The sequence below is a fragment of the Achromobacter sp. CSND-B12 genome (assembly GCF_052906545.1).
This window is the reverse complement of the sequence record NZ_JBREGJ010000001.1, coordinates 4,815,429-4,834,319: the sequence shown is the minus strand read 5'-3', so window position 1 is coordinate 4,834,319 and position 18,891 is coordinate 4,815,429. Positions and strand designations below refer to the sequence as shown.

Genomic DNA, 18,891 nt, shown 5'->3' with positions numbered 1-18,891 from the left:
CTTAGCGCAACATGAAGGACATGGCGGCCAGGCTGTTCAGGGTGCGGATGGCGGCCTGCATGCTGTCCGTGGTGAACCGCAGCGTCACGCCGTCCACGCGCTCCAGCGTGGGCCACATGCAGAACAGGTCGGCCAGGGCCGACGACTGCGTCTGCAACCGGCATTCTATAGGGGCGGGGATGCGGAACGGAACCGCCTTCTTCACGTTGCGCACCGCGGTCTCGGCGGCGGCGGCGATCGCGCGGCGCGAGGCCGCCGGCGACAGCGTCACGCCGCTGCCCTGGCCATGCGCCACCTTGGTCTGCACCCACTGGGCGCCGGGGAACAGGTCGGTGGTCTCGGCGATGAACACGTCGTCGCCGGTGGCCAGGATGACGGGCACGCCCATTTCACCGGCCAGCGCGCCGTACAGGCCGGCCTCGCCCAGTTCCATGCCGTTGATGAAGACGCGCGCGAAGGCGAAGCTGTTGATGGTGTGCGCCAGGATGCCGCGGCCCTGCGAGCGCGAGTGGTAGCCGATCATGAAGACGGCGTCGCAGCCCTCTTCCAGGCCGCCCATCATGCCCAGGTAGCGCGGCTTGCCCAGCACCAGGCGGGCGCGTTCGTCGATGCCGTCCGGCAGCAGGTTGCGGAAACCGCCGTGCGAATCGTTGACCAGGATCTCTTCGGCGCCGCCGGCGATGGCGCCCTGCACGGCGGCGTTGGCCTCGGCCGTCATCCAGGCGCGGGCGCGCTCGTATTCGCCGTTGCCGGCGCGCACTTGTTCGGCGTGGAAGACGCCGGCGACGCCTTCGATATCGGTGGAAATCAGGATCTTCATGGAGTGTGCCTTCGTAGGATTCAGAATTCGGTGTCGGCCAGCCATTGGCGCCAGTCGGGCGCGGCCTCGCGGATGGCGGCGCGGTGATGGCCGTCGCGGCCGCGCACGCCCTCGGCCTGCCACAGCGCGGCAATGATGGCCTGCTCGCAGGCCTCGGCCGCCGCCTCGAACAGCGGATCGATGCGGGTCTCGTGCAGCATGGCGATGGCCGGCATCGGCCGCTCGGCCTGTTGCGGCACGGTGTATGCGGTGGAGAACGCCAGCGCGATGTCGCCGCTGCCATGGCCGAACACCGAGCCGGTGCGGGCCAGGCCGGCGCCGGCGCGCAGCGACAGGCGGCGCAACTGGCGCGCGTCGAGCGGCGCGTCGGTGGCCACCAGCAGGATGATAGAACCCTTCTCCGGCACGATGGCGGCGTTCTCGCCGGCCTGCGCCAGGCCGCGGTTCAACTGGTCCGCCAGCCGCCGGCCAAAGGGCCGGCCCGCCACCGTCAGGTTGGGCAGGCGGCCAAAATTGGCCAGCACCAGCGCGCCCACGGTATGGCGCAGGCCCGGCTGAATCGAGGCCACGCGCGAGGCCGAGCCGATGCCGCCCTTGAAGGAAAAGCACGACATGCCGCGGCCGGCGCCGACCGCGCCCTGCGCCATCCGCTTGTCCGCGGCGGCCAGCGCCTGGACGTAGTGCGACTCCTGCACCGCCATGGCCTGGATGTCATTCAGGTAGCCGTCGTTGCATTCGAAGACCAGCGGATTGACCGTCGACATGCCGCGGCCGATCTCGGGCGTGGCCGCCACCGCCGCGCGGATCTGGGCGTTGGCCACGGTGCCCACGCCGAAGGTGTTGGTCAGCGCGATCGGCGTTTCCAGCACGCCCAGTTCCTGCACCTGGACCAGGCCGGTGCTCTTGCCGAAGCCGTTCAGCACCGTGGCGGCCGCCGGCACCTTGTCCAGGAACGGGTTGCCGCCGTGCGGACGCAGCACGGTCACGCCGGTCTGCAGCGCACCATCGTCCAGCGTGCAGTGGCCGACGCTGATGTCGCCCACGTCGCAGATCGAATCGAGCGGGCCGGCGTCCAGCTTGCCGATGCGGGGTTGGTCGAACGCTTGTTTTTCCATGCTTGTCGCTGCGTGTCGCCACGCTCCAGAATGCAAAATGCCGCCGTCCCGCGCGACCGTGGCGCGCGCCGCGAGGCGGGCGCCCGGACGCGGGCGGCGGCAAGGGGATCAATGGGGCGCGCCGCGCCCCGAAGGGCAGCCGGCGCGGCGGCCATCATCCGCTTGGCGGTTACTTGCGGTCGATCTTGGGATCGAGCGCGTCGCGCAGGCCGTCGCCCAGCAGGTTGAACGCCAGCACGGTCAGGAAGATCGCCAGCGCCGGGAAGATCGCCACATGCGGGGCGATCACCATGTCGGCACGCGCCTCGTTCAGCATCGCGCCCCACTCCGGCGTGGGGGGCGAAGCGCCCATGCCCAGGAATGACAGGCTGGCCGCGGTGATGATCGAGGTGCCGATACGCATCGTGCCGTACACCACGATCGGCGAGATCGTGCCGGGTAGGATGTGGCGCATGATGATGGTCCAGTCGGACGCGCCCACGCTCTTGACCGCTTCGACGTAGGTCATCTGCTTGATCGACAGCGTGTTGCCGCGCACCAGGCGGGCGAACGCCGGCACGCTGAACACGGCCACGGCCACGATCACGTTGACCATGCTCGAACCCAGGATCGCGACCACGCCGATGGCAAGCAGCATGCCGGGGAACGCCAGCAGCACGTCGGAGATACGCATCGTGATGCGTTCCCACCAGCCTTCGTAGTAGCCGGCCATCAGGCCCATGAAGGTACCGACGATGGCGCCCATGGCGACGGACAAAAAGCCGGCGGCCAGCGAGATGCGCGCGCCCATGATGATGCGGCTGAAGATGTCGCGGCCGAGCGAGTCCACGCCCAGCCAGTGCGTCCAGGACGGACCGGCGTTGAGCGCGTCGTAGTCGAAGAAGTTCTCCGGGTCGAACGGCACGATCCAGGGGGCGAGGATCGCCACCACGACCAGCAGCAGGACAAAGACGCCGGCGCCCACGGCCAGCTTCTGCTTCTTGAATTTGCGCCAGAACTCGGTGGCGGGCGTGCGCACGTCGTTCTTGGGCACGGCGGTGGCAACGGTTGCGGCGGGTGTCGTATTGCTCATGGCCGCCTCACTTGTAACGGATGCTGGGATTGATGACGCCGTAGAGCACGTCGACAATCAGGTTGATCAGGATGAATTCCAGCGAGAACAGCAGCACCAGGCCCTGGATCACCGGATAGTCGCGCTGGGTCACGGCGTCGACCAGCAGGCGGCCGAGGCCGGGCCAGTTGAACACCGTCTCGACCACGATCGAGCCGCCCAGCAGGAAGCCGAACTGCAGGCCCATCATGGTGACGACAGGAATCAGCGCGTTGCGCAGCGCGTGCTTGATGACCACGCGGCGCTCGCTCAGGCCCTTGGCCCGGGCGGTGCGCACGAAGTCTTCCTGCACCACTTCGACGAAGGACGCGCGGGTGAAGCGCGCCATCACCGCGGCCACGGCCGCGCCCAGCGTGATGGACGGCAGGATGTAGTGTTTCCAGCTGGAGGCGCCCACGGTCGGCAGCCAGCCCAGGTTCACGGAGAAGATCTGCATCAGCATCATGCCCAGCGCGAACGCGGGGAACGAGATGCCGGACACCGCCAGCGTCATGCCGAGGCGGTCGGGCCAGCGGTTGCGCCACACGGCCGACACGATGCCGATGATCATGCCGAAGGTGACGGACCAGACCATGCTCGCGATGGTCAGCCACAGCGTGGGCATGAAGCGATCGGCGATTTCGGTCGAGACGGGACGCTTGGTACGCAGCGAGGTACCCAGGTCGCCTTGCAGCATGTGGCTGAAGTAGCGCACGAATTGCTGCGGCAGGGGCAGATCCAGCCCCAGTTCCTTGCGCACCAGTTCGACGGTCTGCTGGTCGGCCTCCTGGCCCGCGGCCAGTCGCGCCGGGTCGCCCGGAAGCATGTGCACAAACAGGAACACGACCACGGCCACCAGCAGCAGCGTGGGGATCATGCCCAAAAGACGTTTGACGATGTAGGTCAGCATTGAAATTCCTGCAACATCGGCGGGGACACCGCGTCCCCGCCGTATGTGGCCTTGCAAGGGGCCGAACGGCCCCGTGAGTTACCGCCGCGCGATTACTGCTTCAGGTCGATGTCGCCGAACCAGAACGAGGTGTCCGGTTCCACGTACACGCCCGACAGGTTCTTCGACTTGACGTACAGGTTGTTCTGGGTCACCAGGAAGGCCCACGGGGCGTCCTTCCAGATGGTTTCCTGAACGTTCTTGTAGATCTCGGTCTTCTTGGCGCGGTCGGTCGTGGCCAGGGCTTGCTGGATGCCGTCGTCAACCGACTTGTTCGAGTAGTACGACACGTTGTTGAGCACCGGCGGGAAAGCCGCGGTGGTCAGCAGCGGACGCAGGCCCCAGTCGGCTTCGCCGGTCGAGGACGACCAGCCGGCGTAGTACATGCGGACCTTGGCGTCTTCAGGCTTTTGCACCTGTTGCACGCGTTGCACGCGCTGGCCCGATTCCAGCACTTCCACCGACACCTTGATGCCGACTTGCGCCAGTTGCTGCTGCAGGAACTGCACCACCTTCACCGAGGTGCCGTCGTTGTAGGCGGACCAGAGCTGGCTTTCGAAGCCGTTGGGGTAGCCGGCTTCGGCCAGCAGGGCCTTGGCCTTCTTGATGTCGTACGGCCACGGGCCGGTCTTGTGGGCGAAGTCCACGCCTTGCGGCACGACGCCATCGACGATGGTGGCGTAGCCCGAGAAAGCGACCTTGGCCAGGGCTTCCTTGTTGATGGCGTAGTTGATGGCTTCACGCACCTTGACGTTGTCGAACGGCTTTTGCTGCGTGTTCATCGACAGGTAGCGGGCCATGATCGAGTTCTTGTGGTCGACCACATCCAGCTTGTCGTTCTTGGACAGCACGGCGGCCTGCTCGAACGGCACCGGGAAAGCGAATTGCGCTTCGCCCGTCTGCACCACGGCGGCGCGGGTGTTGTTGTCGGTCACGGTGCGGAAGGTCAGGGTGTCGACCTTCGGGTAGCCCTTCTTCCAGTAACCGTCGAACTTCTTGACCTTCAGGTATTCGGCCGGTTTCCATTCGACGAATTCGAACGGGCCGGTGCCGACCGGGTGGAAGCCGATTTCCTTGCCGTACTTGGCCAGGGCGGCCGGCGAGATCATCATGGCGGCCGGGTGGGCCAGCGCGTTGATGAAGGCCGAGAACGGCTTCTTGAGCGTGATCTTGACGGTCAGCGGGTCGACCACTTCGGTCTTCTCGATGACGCTGAACTGGATGTAGCGCGACAGGCGGTTGTCGGGGTTGGCCGGGCGATCGAAGTTGATCTTGACGGCTTCGGCGTTGAACGGCGTGCCGTCATGGAACTTGACGCCATCGCGCAGCTTGAAGGTGTACACCAGGCCATCTTCGCTGACGGTGTAGTCGGTGGCCAGCACCTTCTGGACCTTCAGGTCCTTGTCGAACTCGAACAGGCCTTCGTAGTAGGCCTTGCCGGCCGCCTGGTTCAGCGTGCTGTTGGTGTTGTACGGATCGAGCGTTTCCAGCGCGATGGAGACGGCAAACGTCACGTCCTTGGCAGCATGCGCCAGCGGCGAGGTGAGCACGCCGAAGGCCACCGCGGCGGCGGCCATCAGCTTGGTGGGGCGCAGAACTTTCATCATTGCAACTCCTGGTTCCGTGAGGAATTAGGGGGTTTGGTGGAAGAAAAACAAGTACGACAACTGACTCAATACGCTCCGCCGACCGCGTGGCGGGCGACAAAGTGATCGGTTCCTACCTGCACCAGCGGTTGCACCACCGGCTCGTCGCCGAGCTTGCGGATCGGGCTGGGAATTTCATCGGACAGCAAGGTGCGTTTCATGTGGCGGCGCGCCGGATCGGCGATCGGCACGGCGGCCATGAGCTTCTTGGTATAGGGGTGCTGCGGGTTCTCGAAGATGGCCCGGCGCGGACCGATCTCGACAATCTGCCCCAGGTACATGACGGCCACGCGATGACTGACGCGCTCGACCACGGCCATGTCGTGAGAAATGAACAGGAACGAAATGCCCATGTCGCGCTGCAGGTCGATCAGCAGATTGACGATCTGCGCCTGGATCGACACGTCCAGCGCCGACACCGATTCGTCCGCGATCACGACCTTGGGGTTCAGGGCCAGGGCGCGGGCGATACAGATGCGCTGGCGCTGGCCGCCGGAGAATTCATGCGGGTAGCGCTGCGCCATCTCGGGCGGCAGGCCGACGCGCTCGAGCAGTTCGGCCACGCGCCGCTCAGCCTCCTTGCCCTTGGCCACGCCGTGCACCAGCAGCGGTTCCATGATCGAGAAACCGACCGTGACGCGCGGGTCGAGCGAGGCGAACGGATCCTGGAACACGAACTGGATGTCGCGGCGCAGGGATTGCAGTTCGGATGTCTTCAGGCGCACGATGTCGCGCCCGCCGAAGCGGATCTCGCCGCCCTGGCTTTCGACCAGGCGCAGCAGCGAGCGGCCGGTGGTGGACTTGCCGCAACCGGACTCGCCCACCAGCGACAGCGTCTCGCCGGGGTACAGGTCGAAGCTGACCTTCTCGACGGCGTGCACGCGGCGCTGCACGCGGCTCAGGATGCCGCCGCGCAGGTCGAAGCGCGTCACCAGATTGCGCACGCTCAGGATGGGCTCGCGACGCTCGGCCGGCACTTCCTGGGTGCTGGTGGCGCCGGGCTCGGCCACCGGCTGGGCACGGCCGTCCACCTGCAGCAGCGGGAAACGCGCCGGCAGGTCGGTGCCCTGCATCGCGCCCAGCTTCGGCACGGCTGACAGCAACGCCTTGGTATAGGCGTGCTGGGGCGTGGCGAACACCGACGCCGACGGGCCTTCCTCGACCTTGTCGCCGCGGTACATGACCAGCACGCGATCGGCCACTTCGGCCACCACGCCCATGTCGTGGGTGATGAACACCACGCCCATGTGCATTTCTTCCTGCAGCTGGCGGATCAGTTGCAGGATCTGCGCCTGGATGGTGACGTCCAGCGCGGTGGTGGGCTCGTCGGCGATCAGCAGCGCCGGCTTGCAGGCCAGCGCCATGGCGATCATGACGCGCTGGCGCATGCCGCCCGACAACTGGTGCGGGTAGCGGTCCAGCACCGACTTGGCTTCCGGAATGCGCACCTGTTCCAGCATGCGCAGAGCCTCGGCGCGCGCGGCCGCGGCGTCCATGCCCTGGTGCTCGCGGATCGATTCGGCGATCTGGTCGCCGGCCGTGAACACCGGGTTCAGGGAGGTCATCGGCTCCTGGAAGATCATCGCCATGTCGGCGCCGCGCACGTTGCGCATGGTGCGCTGGTTGGCGCCAACCAGGTCGATCACGGAACCGTTGCGCCGGCGCAGGGCCATGCGGCCCTGGGCGATGCGGCCGCCGCCATGTTCCACCAGGCGCATCAGCGCCAGCGACGTCACCGACTTGCCCGAACCCGATTCGCCCACGATGGCCAGGGTCTCGCCCCGGTCCACATGGAACGACAGGTTGCGCACGGCTTCGACCGTGCGCTCCGAACCCACGAAGCGCACCGTCAGGTCGTCGACCTGGACCACGCGGTTATCCGGCAGCGCCAGGCTGTTTGCGCGATCAACCATATCTCTAGTAATCCCCAAAACTGACAAAAACGAAGCCCGCCGCCGCTCAGCGGTAGATGGCGGTGACCGGCTTCTCGCCGACGCGGGCGTAACCGCGGTACATGCCTTCCGTGTTGAACGGCAAGGCCACATTGCCCTTGGCGTCGACGGCGACCAGGCCGCCCTTGCCGCCGATGGTGGGCAGTTTTTCCATGACGACACGGTTCGCCGCCGTTTCCAGCGACGCGCCGCAATATTCCATCTGGGCCGCCACGTCATAGGCGGCGACCATGCGGATGAACATCTCGCCGGTGCCCGTGGTGGACACGGCGCAGGTCTGGTTGCTGGCGTAGGTGCCGGCGCCGATCAGCGGCGCGTCGCCGACGCGGCCGACCTGCTTGTTGGTGATGCCGCCAGTGGAGGTGGCCGCGGCCAGGTTGCCCTGTGCGTCCACCGCCACGGCGCCCACGGTGCCGAACTTCTTGTCGGAATCCAGCGGATCGGCCGGCGCCGGCTGGCCGCGCGCGACCATGGCTTGGCCGTCGTGGTCCAGCACCGCCGCTTCCGGCGTCTCGCGCTGCACGCGCAGCAATTGCTCGCGGCGCGCTTCAGTGGAGAAATACGAGGGGTCGACGATTTCCAGGCCGGCGTCCTTGGCGAAGGCTTCGGCGCCCTCGCCCACGAAGAACACGTGCTTGCTGGTTTCCATGACCTTGCGCGCGGCGAACACCGGGTTGCGCACGCAGTTGACATTGGCGATGGCGCCCGAACGCAGCGTGGCGCCGTCCATGATGGCGGCGTCCAGCTCATGGGTGCCGGCGCTGGTGAACACGGCGCCATGGCCGGCGTTGAACAGCGGGCAATCTTCCAGGAGGCGCACGGCTTCGGTGACGGCGTCCAGCGCGCTGCCGCCACGGGCCAGCACGGCCTGGCCGGCGGTCAGGATGGATTCGAGCGCGCTCAGGTATTCCTGCTCTTTCTCGGGCGACATGGCCGCGCGGGACATCGCGCCGGCGCCACCGTGAATCGCTATCACGGGTTGAATCATCGTTTACCTACTCCATGGATGAGCCACGGCATCACGGACTGGGTCACCCCAGCGGCGGCCGCGACGGAATTCTTGGCCCGATAGGCCACCGCCGCCGACAGGGCCTCGATCAGGCCCAGCGCGGCGGTTTCGGAATTGGGGATCAGCTGGCGCGTGGACACGGCGTACAGCACCACCGACGCGGTCGGCGCCAGCGGCGAGGTGGGCTTGTCGGTCAGCACCAGCACCGGCACGCCCGCCTGCTTGGCGGCGCCCGCCAGGGTCACGGTGTCGGCCAGGTAGCGCGGAAAGCCGATCGCGATGACCAGATCCTTGCTGGTCATGCGTGACATCTGGCGCGCCGCGTGCGATACGCCGCCCGGGCCGGCCAGCGATTCGACCGAATGCAGGTGCATGCACAGGCCGCGCTGCAGCATGCCGGCCAGGAAGCCGCTGGCGCCAAAACCGATGATAAAGACGCGGTCGGCGGCCAGGATGGCCTCGACCGCCTGTTCACAGGCGGCGGCGTCCAGGCTCTGCAGGTTGCGCTGGGCGTTGCGGATGTCTTCTTCGAGCGTGGCGGCGAAGATCTGCACCGCGCTGGCCGAATGCGCCAGCTCGGTGCGCAGCTTCTCGACCGGTTCCAGCGCGGCTTCGAAGCCGCGCGCCAGTTCCGCTCGGAACTGCGGATAGCCTGGCAGGTCCAGGGCCCGCGCGAACCGGTTGGCGGTCGCCACCGACACCCCCGCCGCCGCCGCGAATTCGTCGATGGTCATGGTGGCAACACGGAACTGGTGCGCCAGGACGTACTCGGCCATCTTGTGCTGCTTGCGGCTCAGCGCGGGCTGGGCCCGGGCGATCCGATCAGCAATCGTGAGTGCGGCCTTGTTCATCGAAAGTGGGAGGGGGAGCTTAGCGGGGGTTTATGTAAATCTGTTTACACACAAATTTTAGATAAGAAAATTCATTTTCATACTAAGGGTATACCCGTGAATTTATGTAACAGTGCATCAAAAGAAACGGGGTCGGTTTGAGGTACGCTAACCGCCCTGCCCCACCCACCCTTTTCGGACTATCTCGAATGCCCGCCTGGACCTGCAAACCCCACGCCGAACTGACCCTGGCCGAGCTGTACGCCGTGCTGCGCCTGCGCTCGGAAATCTTCGTGGTGGAACAGAATTGCGTCTTCCTCGACATGGACGGCAAGGACCTGCTGGGGCAGACGGAACACCTGATGGCATGGGAAAACGGCAAACTGCTGGCCTATTGCCGCCTGCTGGAACCGGCGCTCAATGACGGCCAGGCGGTCATCGGCCGCGTCATCACGGCGCCTGCGGCGCGCGGCACGGGCCTGGGCCACGAGCTGATGCGCCGCGCCAAGGACGAAGTGGCGCGGCTGTGGCCCGGCGCGCCGGTCTACCTGGGCGCGCAGGCCCGGCTCAAGGGCTACTACGGCGGCCACGGCTTCGTGCCGGTCACCGACGAGTACATTGAGGACGGCATCCCCCACGTCGGCATGCTGCTGCGGGAATCGGCCTGAACGGCCATCCCGGCCGCCGCCGTCCCAAATGAAAAACGCCCTTTGCGGGGCGTTTTCCGTCGTGGCGAAGCTGGGCCTTACTTGACGGCCGACACGTCCAGCTTGGCGAGCGTCTTGGACTGGATCTCGTCCACCGTCACGCCCGGCGCCGTTTCCAGCAATTTCAGGCCGTTGTCGGTGACTTCCATCACGCCCAGGTCGGTGATGATCAGGTCGACCACGCCCACGCCCGTCAGCGGCAGGTTGCATTCGGGCAGCAGCTTGATGTCCTCGGTGCCGTCCTTCTTCTTGGCCACGTGTTCCATCAGCACGACCACGCGGCCGACACCGGCCACCAGGTCCATCGCGCCGCCCATGCCCTTGACCATCTTGCCCGGGATCATCCAGTTGGCCAGGTCGCCCTTTTCGGACACCTGCATCGCGCCCAGGATGGCCAGGTTGATCTTGCCGCCGCGGATCATCGCGAACGAGTCGGCCGACGAGAAGATCGACGAGCCGGGCAGCGTCGTGACCGTCTGCTTGCCGGCGTTGATCAGGTCGGCGTCGACCTCGGCGTCGGTCGGGAACGGGCCGATGCCCAGCAGACCGTTTTCGGACTGCAGCCAGACTTCGACGCCCTTGGGCACGTGGTTGGCCACCAGGGTCGGCAGGCCGATACCCAGGTTCACGTAAAAACCGTCTTGCAGCTCGCGCGCGGCGCGCGCCGCCATTTCATCGCGGGACCATGCCATGTCGTCTTCTCCTTAGGCCGGGCGAGTGGTGCGTTGTTCGATGCGCTTTTCCGGATTGGCGTTCAGCACGATCCGGTGCACATAGATGCCGGGCAGGTGGATCTGGTCGGGGTCCAGGCTGCCGGTGTCGACGATCTGCTCGACCTCGACCACGGTGAACTTGCCGGCCATCGCCACGTTCGGGTTGAAGTTGCGCGCCGTCTTGCGGAACACCAGGTTGCCGCTGCGGTCGGCGATGTGCGCCTTGACCAGCGACACGTCCGGCACCAGCGAGCGTTCCATCACGTATTGCTGGCCGTCGAATTCGCGGATTTCCTTGCCGTCGGCGACGATGGTGCCCACGCCGGTGCGGGTGAAGAAGGCCGGGATGCCGGCGCCGCCAGCGCGCAGCTTCTCGGCCAGCGTGCCCTGCGGCGTGAATTCGAGCTCGAGTTCGCCCGACAGGTACTGGCGTTCGAATTCCTTGTTCTCGCCCACGTACGACGCGATCATCTTGCGGACCTGGCGCGTATTGAGCAGCTGGCCCAGGCCGAAGCCGTCGACGCCCGCGTTGTTGCTGACGCACGTAAGATCCTTCACGCCCGAATCGCGCAGCGCGGCGATCAGGGCCTCGGGAATGCCGCAGAGGCCGAAACCGCCGACGGCGATCATCTGGCCGTCCTTGACGATGCCTGCCAGCGCCTCCTGGGCGCTTGCAAAAACCTTGTCCATCGCTCCAACTCCTAGTTAAGGTCGAACTGAAGAGAGTCCGCCCGCCTGCCGGAACGCATGCCTCGAGAAGGAGGCGGGCGATCCTGGGTGGACCCTGTTTTACTTGGGGCGCGGCTGCCGGTTTCGCGGCCCGGCGGCATCGCGGCGTGGCCCGGTGCCTGCTGGCTCGCGGCGCCGAGGGTGGCGCGCCCTGTCATTCGTATTGTGGTTCTGTCCTGGATTTTAACGGCATGGCCGGCAAATGCGGGCGCCGTTTCAAACGCCACATTGAAGTCGGACTGCCGCCGCTCCCTTGCGCTAGGCGGCCGGCTGGAACTGCGTGGCCATTTTCGCCAGCACTTCGGGCGGCCACGGGGCCGACGTATTGGCCACGTAATCCATCCACACCAGTACGTTGCGGCCGCGGGCGTATGGGCCGCCATCATCGCCGACCTTCTCGAGCAGCAGCTCGAATTCGGCGCTGGAACGGCCGATACGCGTCACCTTGTGCGTCACGCGCACGGTCGCCGGATAGGTCAACGGGCGCAGGAAATCGCAGGATGCGTGGGCCAGGATGGCGCCGTCGTCGGCCGGCAATTCGAAGCCTGCGTCATACAGGATCTGCATGCGCGCCTCTTCCATGAGGCGGAAATACAGCGTGTTGTTGAGATGGTTCAAGGCGTCGGAATCGCCCCAACGCAAAGGCAAATCCACCTGGTGGGTATCGCCCACCGTCAGAATCCGCGCAGACAGTGTGTCCGGGTTCACCAAATACTCCTGATGGCTGAAAGAAATGCGAAGACGTGCAAGGTCTCCGCCTGCAATACAATCGCCGATAATACTTCCAGCCATATATGGAATACATACGGGGAGCTTTGCAATGTCTGAACGCGAGTCGATGGAATATGACGTGGTCGTGGTTGGCGGGGGTCCTGCCGGCCTGGCCACCGCTATCCGTCTGAAGCAGCTGGCCGCTGAAAAGAACCAGGAAATCGGCGTCTGCGTCCTGGAAAAAGGCGCCGAGCTGGGCGCCCACATCCTTTCCGGGGCGGTGATGGACCCGCTGGCGCTGACCGAACTGATTCCCGACTGGAAAGACAAGGGCGCCCCGCTCAATGTGCCCGTGACGCAGGACAAGTTCCTGTTCCTGTCCGAGAACGGCGCGCGCGCCACGCCCAACTGGCTGCTGCCGCCCTGTTTCCACAATGAAGGCAACTACATCGTCCGCCTGGGCGACGTGGTCAAGTGGCTGGGCGAACAGGCCGAGGCGCTGGGCGTCGAGATCTTCCCGGGCTTTGCCGCGGTCGAGGTGCTGTACGACGAGAACGGCGCCGTGCGCGGCGTGGCCACCGGCGACATGGGCGTGGCCCGCGACGGCAGCCACACCGCCCACTACCAGCCCGGCATGGAACTGCACGCGCGCTATACGGTGTTCGCCGAAGGCGCGCGCGGCCAGCTCGGCCGCCAGTTGATCGAACGCTACAAGCTCGACGACGGCCGCGACCCGCAGGCCTACGGCATCGGCATCAAGGAAATGTGGGAGGTCGACCCGGCCCAGTCCAAGCCCGGCCTGGTGATCCACACCGCCGGCTGGCCGCTGGACGCCGACACTTACGGCGGCTCGTTCCTCTACCACCTGGACAACAATCTGGTCGCGGTCGGCATGATCGTCGGCCTGGACTACGCCAACCCCTGGCTGTCGCCGTTCGACGAATTCCAGCGCTACAAGACCCACCCCGCCATCCGCGGCACGTTCGAAGGCGGCAAGCGCATTGCCTACGGCGCGCGCGCCATCACCGCCGGCGGCCTGCTGTCGCTGCCCAAGCTGACCTTCCCCGGCGGCGTGCTGGTCGGCTGTGAGGCCGGCTTCCTGAACGCCTCGCGCATCAAAGGCAGCCACGCCGCCATCAAGTCCGGCAAGCTGGCCGCCGAAGCCGCGTTCGACGCGCTGGTGGCCGACCGCCGCCATGACGAACTGGCCGCCTATCCGGAAGCCTTCAAGAATTCCTGGCTGCATGCCGAACTGAACAAGGCCCGCAACTTCAAGCAGTGGTTCAAGAAGGGCCGCACCGTGGCCACGCTGATGACCGGCATCGAGCAACTGGTGTTCAAAGGCAAGATGCCCTGGACGCTGCGCCACAGCAAGCCGGATCACGCCTGCCTGCAGCCGGCCTCGCAGTGTGCCCGCATCGACTATCCCAAGCCCGACGGCAAGCTGACCTTCGACAAGCTCAGCTCGGTGTTCATCTCCAACACCAACCATGACGAGAACGAACCCGTCCACCTGACGCTGAAGGATCCCTCGGTGCCGGTGCAGGTCAACCTGGCCAAGTACGGCGGCCCGGAATCGCGCTACTGTCCGGCCGGCGTCTACGAGTTCGTCAAGGACGATCACGGCGACGATCGCCTGCAGATCAACGCGCAGAACTGCGTGCACTGCAAGACCTGCGACATCAAGGACCCGACCCAGAACATCGTCTGGGTGGCGCCGCAAGGCGGCGAAGGGCCGGTCTACAGCGGCATGTAGCAGGCGCCCGGCCATGGCGGAACGCGTGCTGTTCATCGGTTGCGGCGACCTCGGCCAACGCGCCGCGCGCCGCCTGCTGGCGCGCGGCGACGCGGTCTACGCGCTGCGCCGCCATCCACCGGCGCACGACAGCAGCGGCATCCACTGGCTGCAAGGCGACATCACCCGCCCCGACGGCCTGCCGGCCTTGCCGGCGGGCATCACCCGCGTGATCCATGTAGCCACCGCCGGCGCGCGCGATCCGGCCGCCTATCGCGGCGTGTTCGTCGACGGACTGAACCACGTGCTGGATGCGCTCGACACGAACCAGGTCGAGCGCATCGTGTTCGTGTCATCCAGCGCGGTGTATGGCGAACATCACGGCGACTGGGTCGACGAAGACACCCCGACCGCGCCCCAGGGCTTCAACGGCCGCATCCTGCTCGAGGCCGAAGCGACGCTTGCCGCGCGCGCGATCCCGCACACTACCTTGCGGTTTGCGGGCCTCTATGGTCCCGGCCGCCTGCAGTTGATCGAGCGGTTGCGCGCGGGCAAGGCCAGCGCGCCGGTCGAGCCGCCGCACTGGGCCAATCGCATCCACATCGACGACGCCGCGGCCGCCATCGCGCACGTGGCGTTGCTGCCGGAGGCATCGCCGGTCTACATCGGCTGCGACGACACCCCCCTGCCGCTGCATGAACTCTATGCCGAACTGGCGCGGATGATCGGCGCGCCTTTGCCAGCCGACGGCCCGGCGCCCGCGGGCGTGGGCAGCAAGAAGCTCAGCAACGCCCGCCTGCGCGCCAGCGGGCTGGCGCTGCAATGGCCGGACTCGCGCGCCGGCTACGCCGCGCTGCTGGCCGACAGCATGCAGGCATAGTTCGGCCGCGGCCGAATCGTCGAGGGCGCGACGCGGCGATACTGGCCTGCCCTCCACCCGCCGCGCCGCCCATGTCCACGCCTTTCCCGACCGACCCGCTGCAGGCGGTCACGCACGCCGATCCCTATCCCTATTACGCCGCCCTGGCCCGTGACCGGCCGCTGTACCGGGACGCCCGGCTGGGCCTGTGGGTGGCCAGCGCCCCGGGGACGATCCGCGACATCATGCGTCATCCCGCCGCCCGCGTGCGGCCCATGGCCGAGCCGGTGCCCAGGGGCATCGCCGCGGGACCGGCGGGCCTGCTGTTCGGCCGCTTCCTGCGGATGAACGATGGTCCGCGCCAGGCCCGTCTCAAGGCGTTGTTCCGCGCGTTCCTGGCGCGGCAGGCGCCGCTGGCGCCCGCGCCCGACTGGCCGCGGCTGGAGATGGACACCGGATCGGCCGGCGCCATCGACCGCTACCTGCATGCCGCGCCCGTTTTTGCGCAAGCCTGTGCCCTCGGACTGCCCGGCGCCGTGGCCGCAGAGTGCGCGCGCGAGGTCGGCGCGTTCCTCGCCGCCCTGCCGCCGGCCGCGCCTGAAGACCGGGTCGCCGCAGGGCACACGGCCGCCGAGCGCCTCCTGGCACGGTTGGGCGCCCACCTGGACGATCGCGCCGCCAGCCCGGCCTTGCGCGAGCTGCGCGGCCGGGGCGCCGATGCCGGCCTGGAGCCGGCGCTGCTGGCCGCCAATCTGGCGGGCCTGCTGTTCCAGTCCTGTGAAGCCGGCGCCGGCCTGCTGGGCAATGCGCTGCTGCGGGCAGGCCGCCAGCGCGCCGGCGCCGCCCTGACGCTGGCGCAGGCATGGGAACTGGTCGACGCGACGCTGCGGCACGATCCTCCCATTCACAACACCCGTCGCTTCCTGGCCGGCCCCATCGAACTGGAGGGCCAGCTCATGCAGGCCGGCGAGACCGTGCTGCTGGCGCTGGCCGCGGCGGCCATGGCGCAGCCCGAGGCGCACTGGACCTTCGGCGCCCAGAGCCATGCATGCCCCGGGCGCGACGCGGCGCGACGCGATGCGGCCGGCGCGCTGGTCCACCTGCTGCGGGCCGGCGTCGACGGCGCAGCCCTGGCGGCGCGCTTTCGCTACCGCCCCCTGCCCAATGCCCGCATTCCCCAATTTGATTTCACCGAGGAGCCCACCCCATGATCGCCGTGATATTCGAAGTCGAACCCGCCGCCGGCGACCCCGCGCCCTATCTGAACATCGCCGCGGGCCTGATCGACGAACTGAAGACGATCGACGGTTTCATCTCGGTCGAACGCTTCCAGAGCCTGGCCACGCCGGGCAAGCTGCTGTCGCTGTCGTTCTGGCGCGACGAAGATGCGGTCAAGCGCTGGCGCACGCTGGAATCCCACCGCCGCGCCCAGGAGGCAGGACGGGGCGGCGTGTTCGCCAACTATCGCCTGCGCGTCGCCCAGGTGCTGCGCGACTACGGCATGCAGGAACGCGACCAGGCGCCGGGCGACAGCCGCGCCCGCCATGGCTGACGGCGCGCCGGTCCGTTACCATTGCTGCATCATCGCTGCCACGCCCGTCCATGCCTCCTGCCGCTCCCGCCCGCCCCACTGCGCTTCAAGTCGATCTGGCGCGCCTGATCGCGCAGGACATCGTGGCGCGGCGCCACGCCCCCGGCGCCCACCTGTCCGAGGAAGCGTTGGCGGCAGGCTACGAGGTCTCGCGCACGCCGGTGCGCGGCGCGCTCAGGCTGCTGGCCGCGCAGGGATTGATCACGCACCGCCCCAACAGCGGCTACACCGTGGCCGAAAACGCCGCCTTGGCCTCGCCCGCGATCAGCGGTACGGGTCCGACCCAGGATGAACTCTACCGCCGCCTGATCGCCGACCGCGCCACGCGCGCATTGCCCGAGCAGTTCACGGAACGCGAGCTGCTGCAGCGCTATCCCGCGCCGCGCAGTGTGCTGGCCAAGGCCCTGCTGCAATTGTCGGCCGACGGCCTGCTTGAAAAGCGCAAGGGCCACGGCTGGCAGTTCGCGCCATCGCTGGAAAACCGCGAAGCGCTCGACGAAAGCTACCGCTACCGCATGATCATCGAATGCGCCGGCCTGCTGGAGCCGACCTTCAAGCTCGACCGCGACGCCCTGGCGCGCATGCGCGCGGCCCACGAAGCGCTGGTCCAGCGCGGCGATGGCGAGATCTCGGCCACCGAATTCTTCGGCCTGAATGCCTCGTTCCACGAAACGCTGGCGCGCTGCTCCGGCAACCGCTACATCCTGCAGGCGGTGCAGCAGCAGAACCAGCTGCGCCGGCTGGAAGAACACGCCGCGTTCCACCGCGATGCGCGCTTTCTCGATTCCAGCAACGAGCACCTGCGCATCATCGCCGCGCTGGAGGCCGGCGACCAGGAAGGCGCCTCGCAACTCATGCGCGAACACCTGAAGACCTCGCTGCGGCGATCCTGATCCCCCGCTCGCGGGCCATCGCTCCGTCTTTTCCGTTCCACCTTCTTCGTCTACGCATTTGCCAGCGGGCGCCCCTCCGCGGGGAATCCGGTGACGACGGTCGCGCCAGATTCGGCCTCGCACTCCATAAATTGTATTTTTCTTTTTATTAATACAAAATAGGCACACCTGAACTCCCTTGAAGCAGGAAGCCCATGTCCTCGTCCGCGCCTCTTTCGTCGTCTCCCCTCAATACCGACGCCTATTGGATGCCCTTCACCGCCAACCGGCGCTACAAGCGCGATCCGGTGCTGTTCAGCGCGGCCGAGGGCATGCACTACATCCGCCCCGACGGCCGCCGCGTGCTGGACGGCATCGCCGGCCTGTGGTGCGTCAACGCTGGCCATCGGCGCCCGGAGATCATCGAGGCCATCGCGCGCACCGCCCACGACCTGGACTATGCGCCGTCGTTCCAGATGAGCCATCCCCTGGCATTCGAACTGGCCGAAAGGCTGTGCCAGCAAGCGCCGGCCGGCTACTCGCAAGTGTTCTTTTCGAACTCCGGTTCCGAGGCGGTCGACACCGCCCTCAAGATCGCGCTGGGCTATCACCGCGCGCGCGGCGAAGGCCAGCGCGTGCGCCTGATCGGCCGCGAACGTTCGTATCACGGGGTGGGCTTCGGCGGCCTGTCAGTGTCGGGCATCGGCGGGCATCGCAAGCCCTTCGGCAACCTGCTGCCCTATGTCGACCACCTGCCGCATACCTATGACCGCGAACAGATGGCCTACAGCCGCGGCCAACCGGACTGGGGCGCACACCTGGCCGATGCGCTCGAACGCATCGTCGCGCTGCATGACGCCTCGACCATCGCCGCCGTCATCGTCGAGCCGGTGGCGGGTTCCACCGGCGTGCTGGTGCCGCCGCGCGGCTACCTGCAGAAGCTGCGCGAGATCTGCGACCGGCACGGCATCCTGTTGATCTTCGATGAAGTGATCAGCGCCTTCGGGCGCGTCGACGGCGCCTTCGCCGCGGCCCATTTCGGCGTCACGCCGGACCTCATCACCAGCGCCAAGGGCCTGACCAACGGCGCCATCCCGATGGGCGCCACGCTGGTGCGCCAGCACGTCCACGACGCCTTCATGCAAGGCCCAGACAACGCCATCGAACTGGCCCATGGCTACACCTACTCGGGCCATCCGGTGGCGTGCGCGGCCGCCCTGGCCACGCTCGACATCTGCCATCGCGAAGGCTTGTTCCAGCGCAGCCGCGAACTCGGACGCTATTGGGAAGACGCGGCCCACAGCCTCAAGGGCCTGCCGCACGTGGTGGATATCCGCAACATCGGCCTGCTGGCCGCGATCGAACTGGCGCCCGAGGCCGGCAAGCCCGGTCAGCGCGGCTATGCGGCGCACCAGGCCTGCCTGGAACGCGGCTGCCTGATCCGCGCCGCCGGCGACACCATGCTGCTGTCGCCCCCGCTCATCATCGAGCGCGCGCAGATCGACGAGTTGTTCTCGGTATTGGCCGACGTGCTGCGCGCGGGCGCCTGACGCCAGCCCTCGT

Annotated in this window: 18 protein-coding genes; 7 read left to right on the top strand and 11 right to left on the bottom strand. The window is 67.2% G+C overall.

All coding sequences use genetic code 11. The features are described 5' to 3' along the window. Nucleotide 1 precedes the first annotated feature (1 nt). From ACUTAG_RS22825 to ACUTAG_RS22790, 8 genes are all read right to left on the bottom strand, one after another. Nucleotides 2-820, bottom strand: a complete 819-nt coding sequence (locus ACUTAG_RS22825; protein WP_020924656.1) for a M55 family metallopeptidase — start codon at nucleotides 818-820, stop codon at nucleotides 2-4. 20 nt (nucleotides 821-840) lie between these two features. Further along, the gene (locus ACUTAG_RS22820; RefSeq protein ID WP_109433522.1) at nucleotides 841-1,935 is read right to left on the bottom strand and encodes a DmpA family aminopeptidase; all 1,095 of its coding nucleotides are present in this window, start codon (nucleotides 1,933-1,935) and stop codon (nucleotides 841-843) included. A 169-nt stretch (nucleotides 1,936-2,104) separates the two neighbouring features. Then, the gene (gsiD, locus tag ACUTAG_RS22815; protein ID WP_006389338.1) at nucleotides 2,105-3,007 is read right to left on the bottom strand and encodes a glutathione ABC transporter permease GsiD; all 903 of its coding nucleotides are present in this window, start codon (nucleotides 3,005-3,007) and stop codon (nucleotides 2,105-2,107) included. 7 nt (nucleotides 3,008-3,014) lie between these two features. Continuing rightward, complete coding sequence (gsiC, locus tag ACUTAG_RS22810; protein WP_006389337.1) at nucleotides 3,015-3,935, bottom strand: glutathione ABC transporter permease GsiC; 921 nt, start codon at nucleotides 3,933-3,935, stop codon at nucleotides 3,015-3,017. A gap of 92 nt (nucleotides 3,936-4,027) precedes the next feature. Beyond that, nucleotides 4,028-5,581, bottom strand: a complete 1,554-nt coding sequence (gene gsiB, locus ACUTAG_RS22805) for a glutathione ABC transporter substrate-binding protein GsiB (protein ID WP_006389336.1) — start codon at nucleotides 5,579-5,581, stop codon at nucleotides 4,028-4,030. 65 nt (nucleotides 5,582-5,646) lie between these two features. Continuing rightward, nucleotides 5,647-7,533, bottom strand: a complete 1,887-nt coding sequence (locus ACUTAG_RS22800; protein ID WP_316313397.1) for a dipeptide ABC transporter ATP-binding protein — start codon at nucleotides 7,531-7,533, stop codon at nucleotides 5,647-5,649. A 46-nt stretch (nucleotides 7,534-7,579) separates the two neighbouring features. Then, nucleotides 7,580-8,560 carry an isoaspartyl peptidase/L-asparaginase family protein gene (locus tag ACUTAG_RS22795; protein WP_148316443.1) on the bottom strand — a complete coding sequence of 327 codons (981 nt, stop codon included), beginning with the start codon at nucleotides 8,558-8,560 and terminating at the stop codon, nucleotides 7,580-7,582. Next, nucleotides 8,557-9,432: a MurR/RpiR family transcriptional regulator gene (locus ACUTAG_RS22790; protein ID WP_026382549.1), complete on the bottom strand. Its 876-nt coding sequence runs from the start codon at nucleotides 9,430-9,432 to the stop codon at nucleotides 8,557-8,559. Before ACUTAG_RS22790 ends, ACUTAG_RS22795 begins: the two co-directional genes overlap by 4 nt. 188 nt (nucleotides 9,433-9,620) lie before the next feature. Between ACUTAG_RS22790 and ACUTAG_RS22785 the strand changes: the two genes are divergently transcribed. Beyond that, nucleotides 9,621-10,079 (top strand): GNAT family N-acetyltransferase, encoded by a 459-nt coding sequence (locus ACUTAG_RS22785; RefSeq protein WP_148316441.1) that lies wholly within the window; start codon nucleotides 9,621-9,623, stop codon nucleotides 10,077-10,079. Between the two features lie 77 nt (nucleotides 10,080-10,156). Here ACUTAG_RS22785 and ACUTAG_RS22780 read toward each other — a convergent pair whose 3' ends face one another. From ACUTAG_RS22780 to ACUTAG_RS22770, 3 genes are all read right to left on the bottom strand, one after another. After that, entirely contained in the window at nucleotides 10,157-10,810 is a 654-nt protein-coding gene (locus tag ACUTAG_RS22780) for a CoA transferase subunit B (protein ID WP_148316439.1), read from the bottom strand. A gap of 12 nt (nucleotides 10,811-10,822) precedes the next feature. Then, nucleotides 10,823-11,521, bottom strand: coding sequence for a CoA transferase subunit A (locus ACUTAG_RS22775; RefSeq protein ID WP_006389330.1), 699 nt, complete (start codon nucleotides 11,519-11,521; stop codon nucleotides 10,823-10,825). A 297-nt stretch (nucleotides 11,522-11,818) separates the two neighbouring features. Continuing rightward, the gene (locus ACUTAG_RS22770) at nucleotides 11,819-12,268 is read right to left on the bottom strand and encodes an acyl-CoA thioesterase (RefSeq protein ID WP_026382551.1); all 450 of its coding nucleotides are present in this window, start codon (nucleotides 12,266-12,268) and stop codon (nucleotides 11,819-11,821) included. Between the two features lie 112 nt (nucleotides 12,269-12,380). Between ACUTAG_RS22770 and ACUTAG_RS22765 the strand changes: the two genes are divergently transcribed. From ACUTAG_RS22765 to ACUTAG_RS22740, 6 genes are all read left to right on the top strand, one after another. Then, nucleotides 12,381-14,027, top strand: a complete 1,647-nt coding sequence (locus tag ACUTAG_RS22765) for an electron transfer flavoprotein-ubiquinone oxidoreductase (RefSeq protein ID WP_006389328.1) — start codon at nucleotides 12,381-12,383, stop codon at nucleotides 14,025-14,027. 13 nt (nucleotides 14,028-14,040) lie between these two features. Further along, nucleotides 14,041-14,886, top strand: coding sequence for an NAD-dependent epimerase/dehydratase family protein (locus ACUTAG_RS22760; protein ID WP_054445408.1), 846 nt, complete (start codon nucleotides 14,041-14,043; stop codon nucleotides 14,884-14,886). Between the two features lie 71 nt (nucleotides 14,887-14,957). Beyond that, a complete protein-coding gene (locus ACUTAG_RS22755; protein WP_026382553.1) occupies nucleotides 14,958-16,076 on the top strand; it encodes a cytochrome P450 in 1,119 nt (372 codons plus the stop codon). Beyond that, nucleotides 16,073-16,417: an antibiotic biosynthesis monooxygenase family protein gene (locus ACUTAG_RS22750; protein WP_006389326.1), complete on the top strand. Its 345-nt coding sequence runs from the start codon at nucleotides 16,073-16,075 to the stop codon at nucleotides 16,415-16,417. Before ACUTAG_RS22755 ends, ACUTAG_RS22750 begins: the two co-directional genes overlap by 4 nt. Nucleotides 16,418-16,467: 50 nt before the next feature. Next, nucleotides 16,468-17,349 carry a GntR family transcriptional regulator gene (locus tag ACUTAG_RS22745; protein ID WP_112957353.1) on the top strand — a complete coding sequence of 294 codons (882 nt, stop codon included), beginning with the start codon at nucleotides 16,468-16,470 and terminating at the stop codon, nucleotides 17,347-17,349. 194 nt (nucleotides 17,350-17,543) lie between these two features. After that, a complete protein-coding gene (locus ACUTAG_RS22740; RefSeq protein ID WP_148316435.1) occupies nucleotides 17,544-18,878 on the top strand; it encodes an aspartate aminotransferase family protein in 1,335 nt (444 codons plus the stop codon). Nucleotides 18,879-18,891: the final 13 nt, after the last annotated feature.

Coding starts and splice junctions, on each gene's coding strand:
- ACUTAG_RS22820 (WP_109433522.1), bottom strand. CDS start 1,935: ATGGAAAAACAAGCGTTCGACCAACCCCGCATCGGCAAGCTGGACGCC.
- ACUTAG_RS22795 (WP_148316443.1), bottom strand. CDS start 8,560: ATGATTCAACCCGTGATAGCGATTCACGGTGGCGCCGGCGCGATGTCC.
- ACUTAG_RS22755 (WP_026382553.1), top strand. CDS start 14,958: ATGTCCACGCCTTTCCCGACCGACCCGCTGCAGGCGGTCACGCACGCC.
- ACUTAG_RS22780 (WP_148316439.1), bottom strand. CDS start 10,810: ATGGCATGGTCCCGCGATGAAATGGCGGCGCGCGCCGCGCGCGAGCTG.
- ACUTAG_RS22750 (WP_006389326.1), top strand. CDS start 16,073: ATGATCGCCGTGATATTCGAAGTCGAACCCGCCGCCGGCGACCCCGCG.
- ACUTAG_RS22825 (WP_020924656.1), bottom strand. CDS start 820: ATGAAGATCCTGATTTCCACCGATATCGAAGGCGTCGCCGGCGTCTTC.
- ACUTAG_RS22745 (WP_112957353.1), top strand. CDS start 16,468: ATGCCTCCTGCCGCTCCCGCCCGCCCCACTGCGCTTCAAGTCGATCTG.
- ACUTAG_RS22775 (WP_006389330.1), bottom strand. CDS start 11,521: ATGGACAAGGTTTTTGCAAGCGCCCAGGAGGCGCTGGCAGGCATCGTC.
- ACUTAG_RS22765 (WP_006389328.1), top strand. CDS start 12,381: ATGTCTGAACGCGAGTCGATGGAATATGACGTGGTCGTGGTTGGCGGG.
- ACUTAG_RS22790 (WP_026382549.1), bottom strand. CDS start 9,432: ATGAACAAGGCCGCACTCACGATTGCTGATCGGATCGCCCGGGCCCAG.
- gsiD (WP_006389338.1), bottom strand. CDS start 3,007: ATGAGCAATACGACACCCGCCGCAACCGTTGCCACCGCCGTGCCCAAG.
- ACUTAG_RS22760 (WP_054445408.1), top strand. CDS start 14,041: ATGGCGGAACGCGTGCTGTTCATCGGTTGCGGCGACCTCGGCCAACGC.
- gsiC (WP_006389337.1), bottom strand. CDS start 3,935: ATGCTGACCTACATCGTCAAACGTCTTTTGGGCATGATCCCCACGCTG.
- ACUTAG_RS22800 (WP_316313397.1), bottom strand. CDS start 7,533: ATGGTTGATCGCGCAAACAGCCTGGCGCTGCCGGATAACCGCGTGGTC.
- gsiB (WP_006389336.1), bottom strand. CDS start 5,581: ATGATGAAAGTTCTGCGCCCCACCAAGCTGATGGCCGCCGCCGCGGTG.
- ACUTAG_RS22740 (WP_148316435.1), top strand. CDS start 17,544: ATGTCCTCGTCCGCGCCTCTTTCGTCGTCTCCCCTCAATACCGACGCC.
- ACUTAG_RS22785 (WP_148316441.1), top strand. CDS start 9,621: ATGCCCGCCTGGACCTGCAAACCCCACGCCGAACTGACCCTGGCCGAG.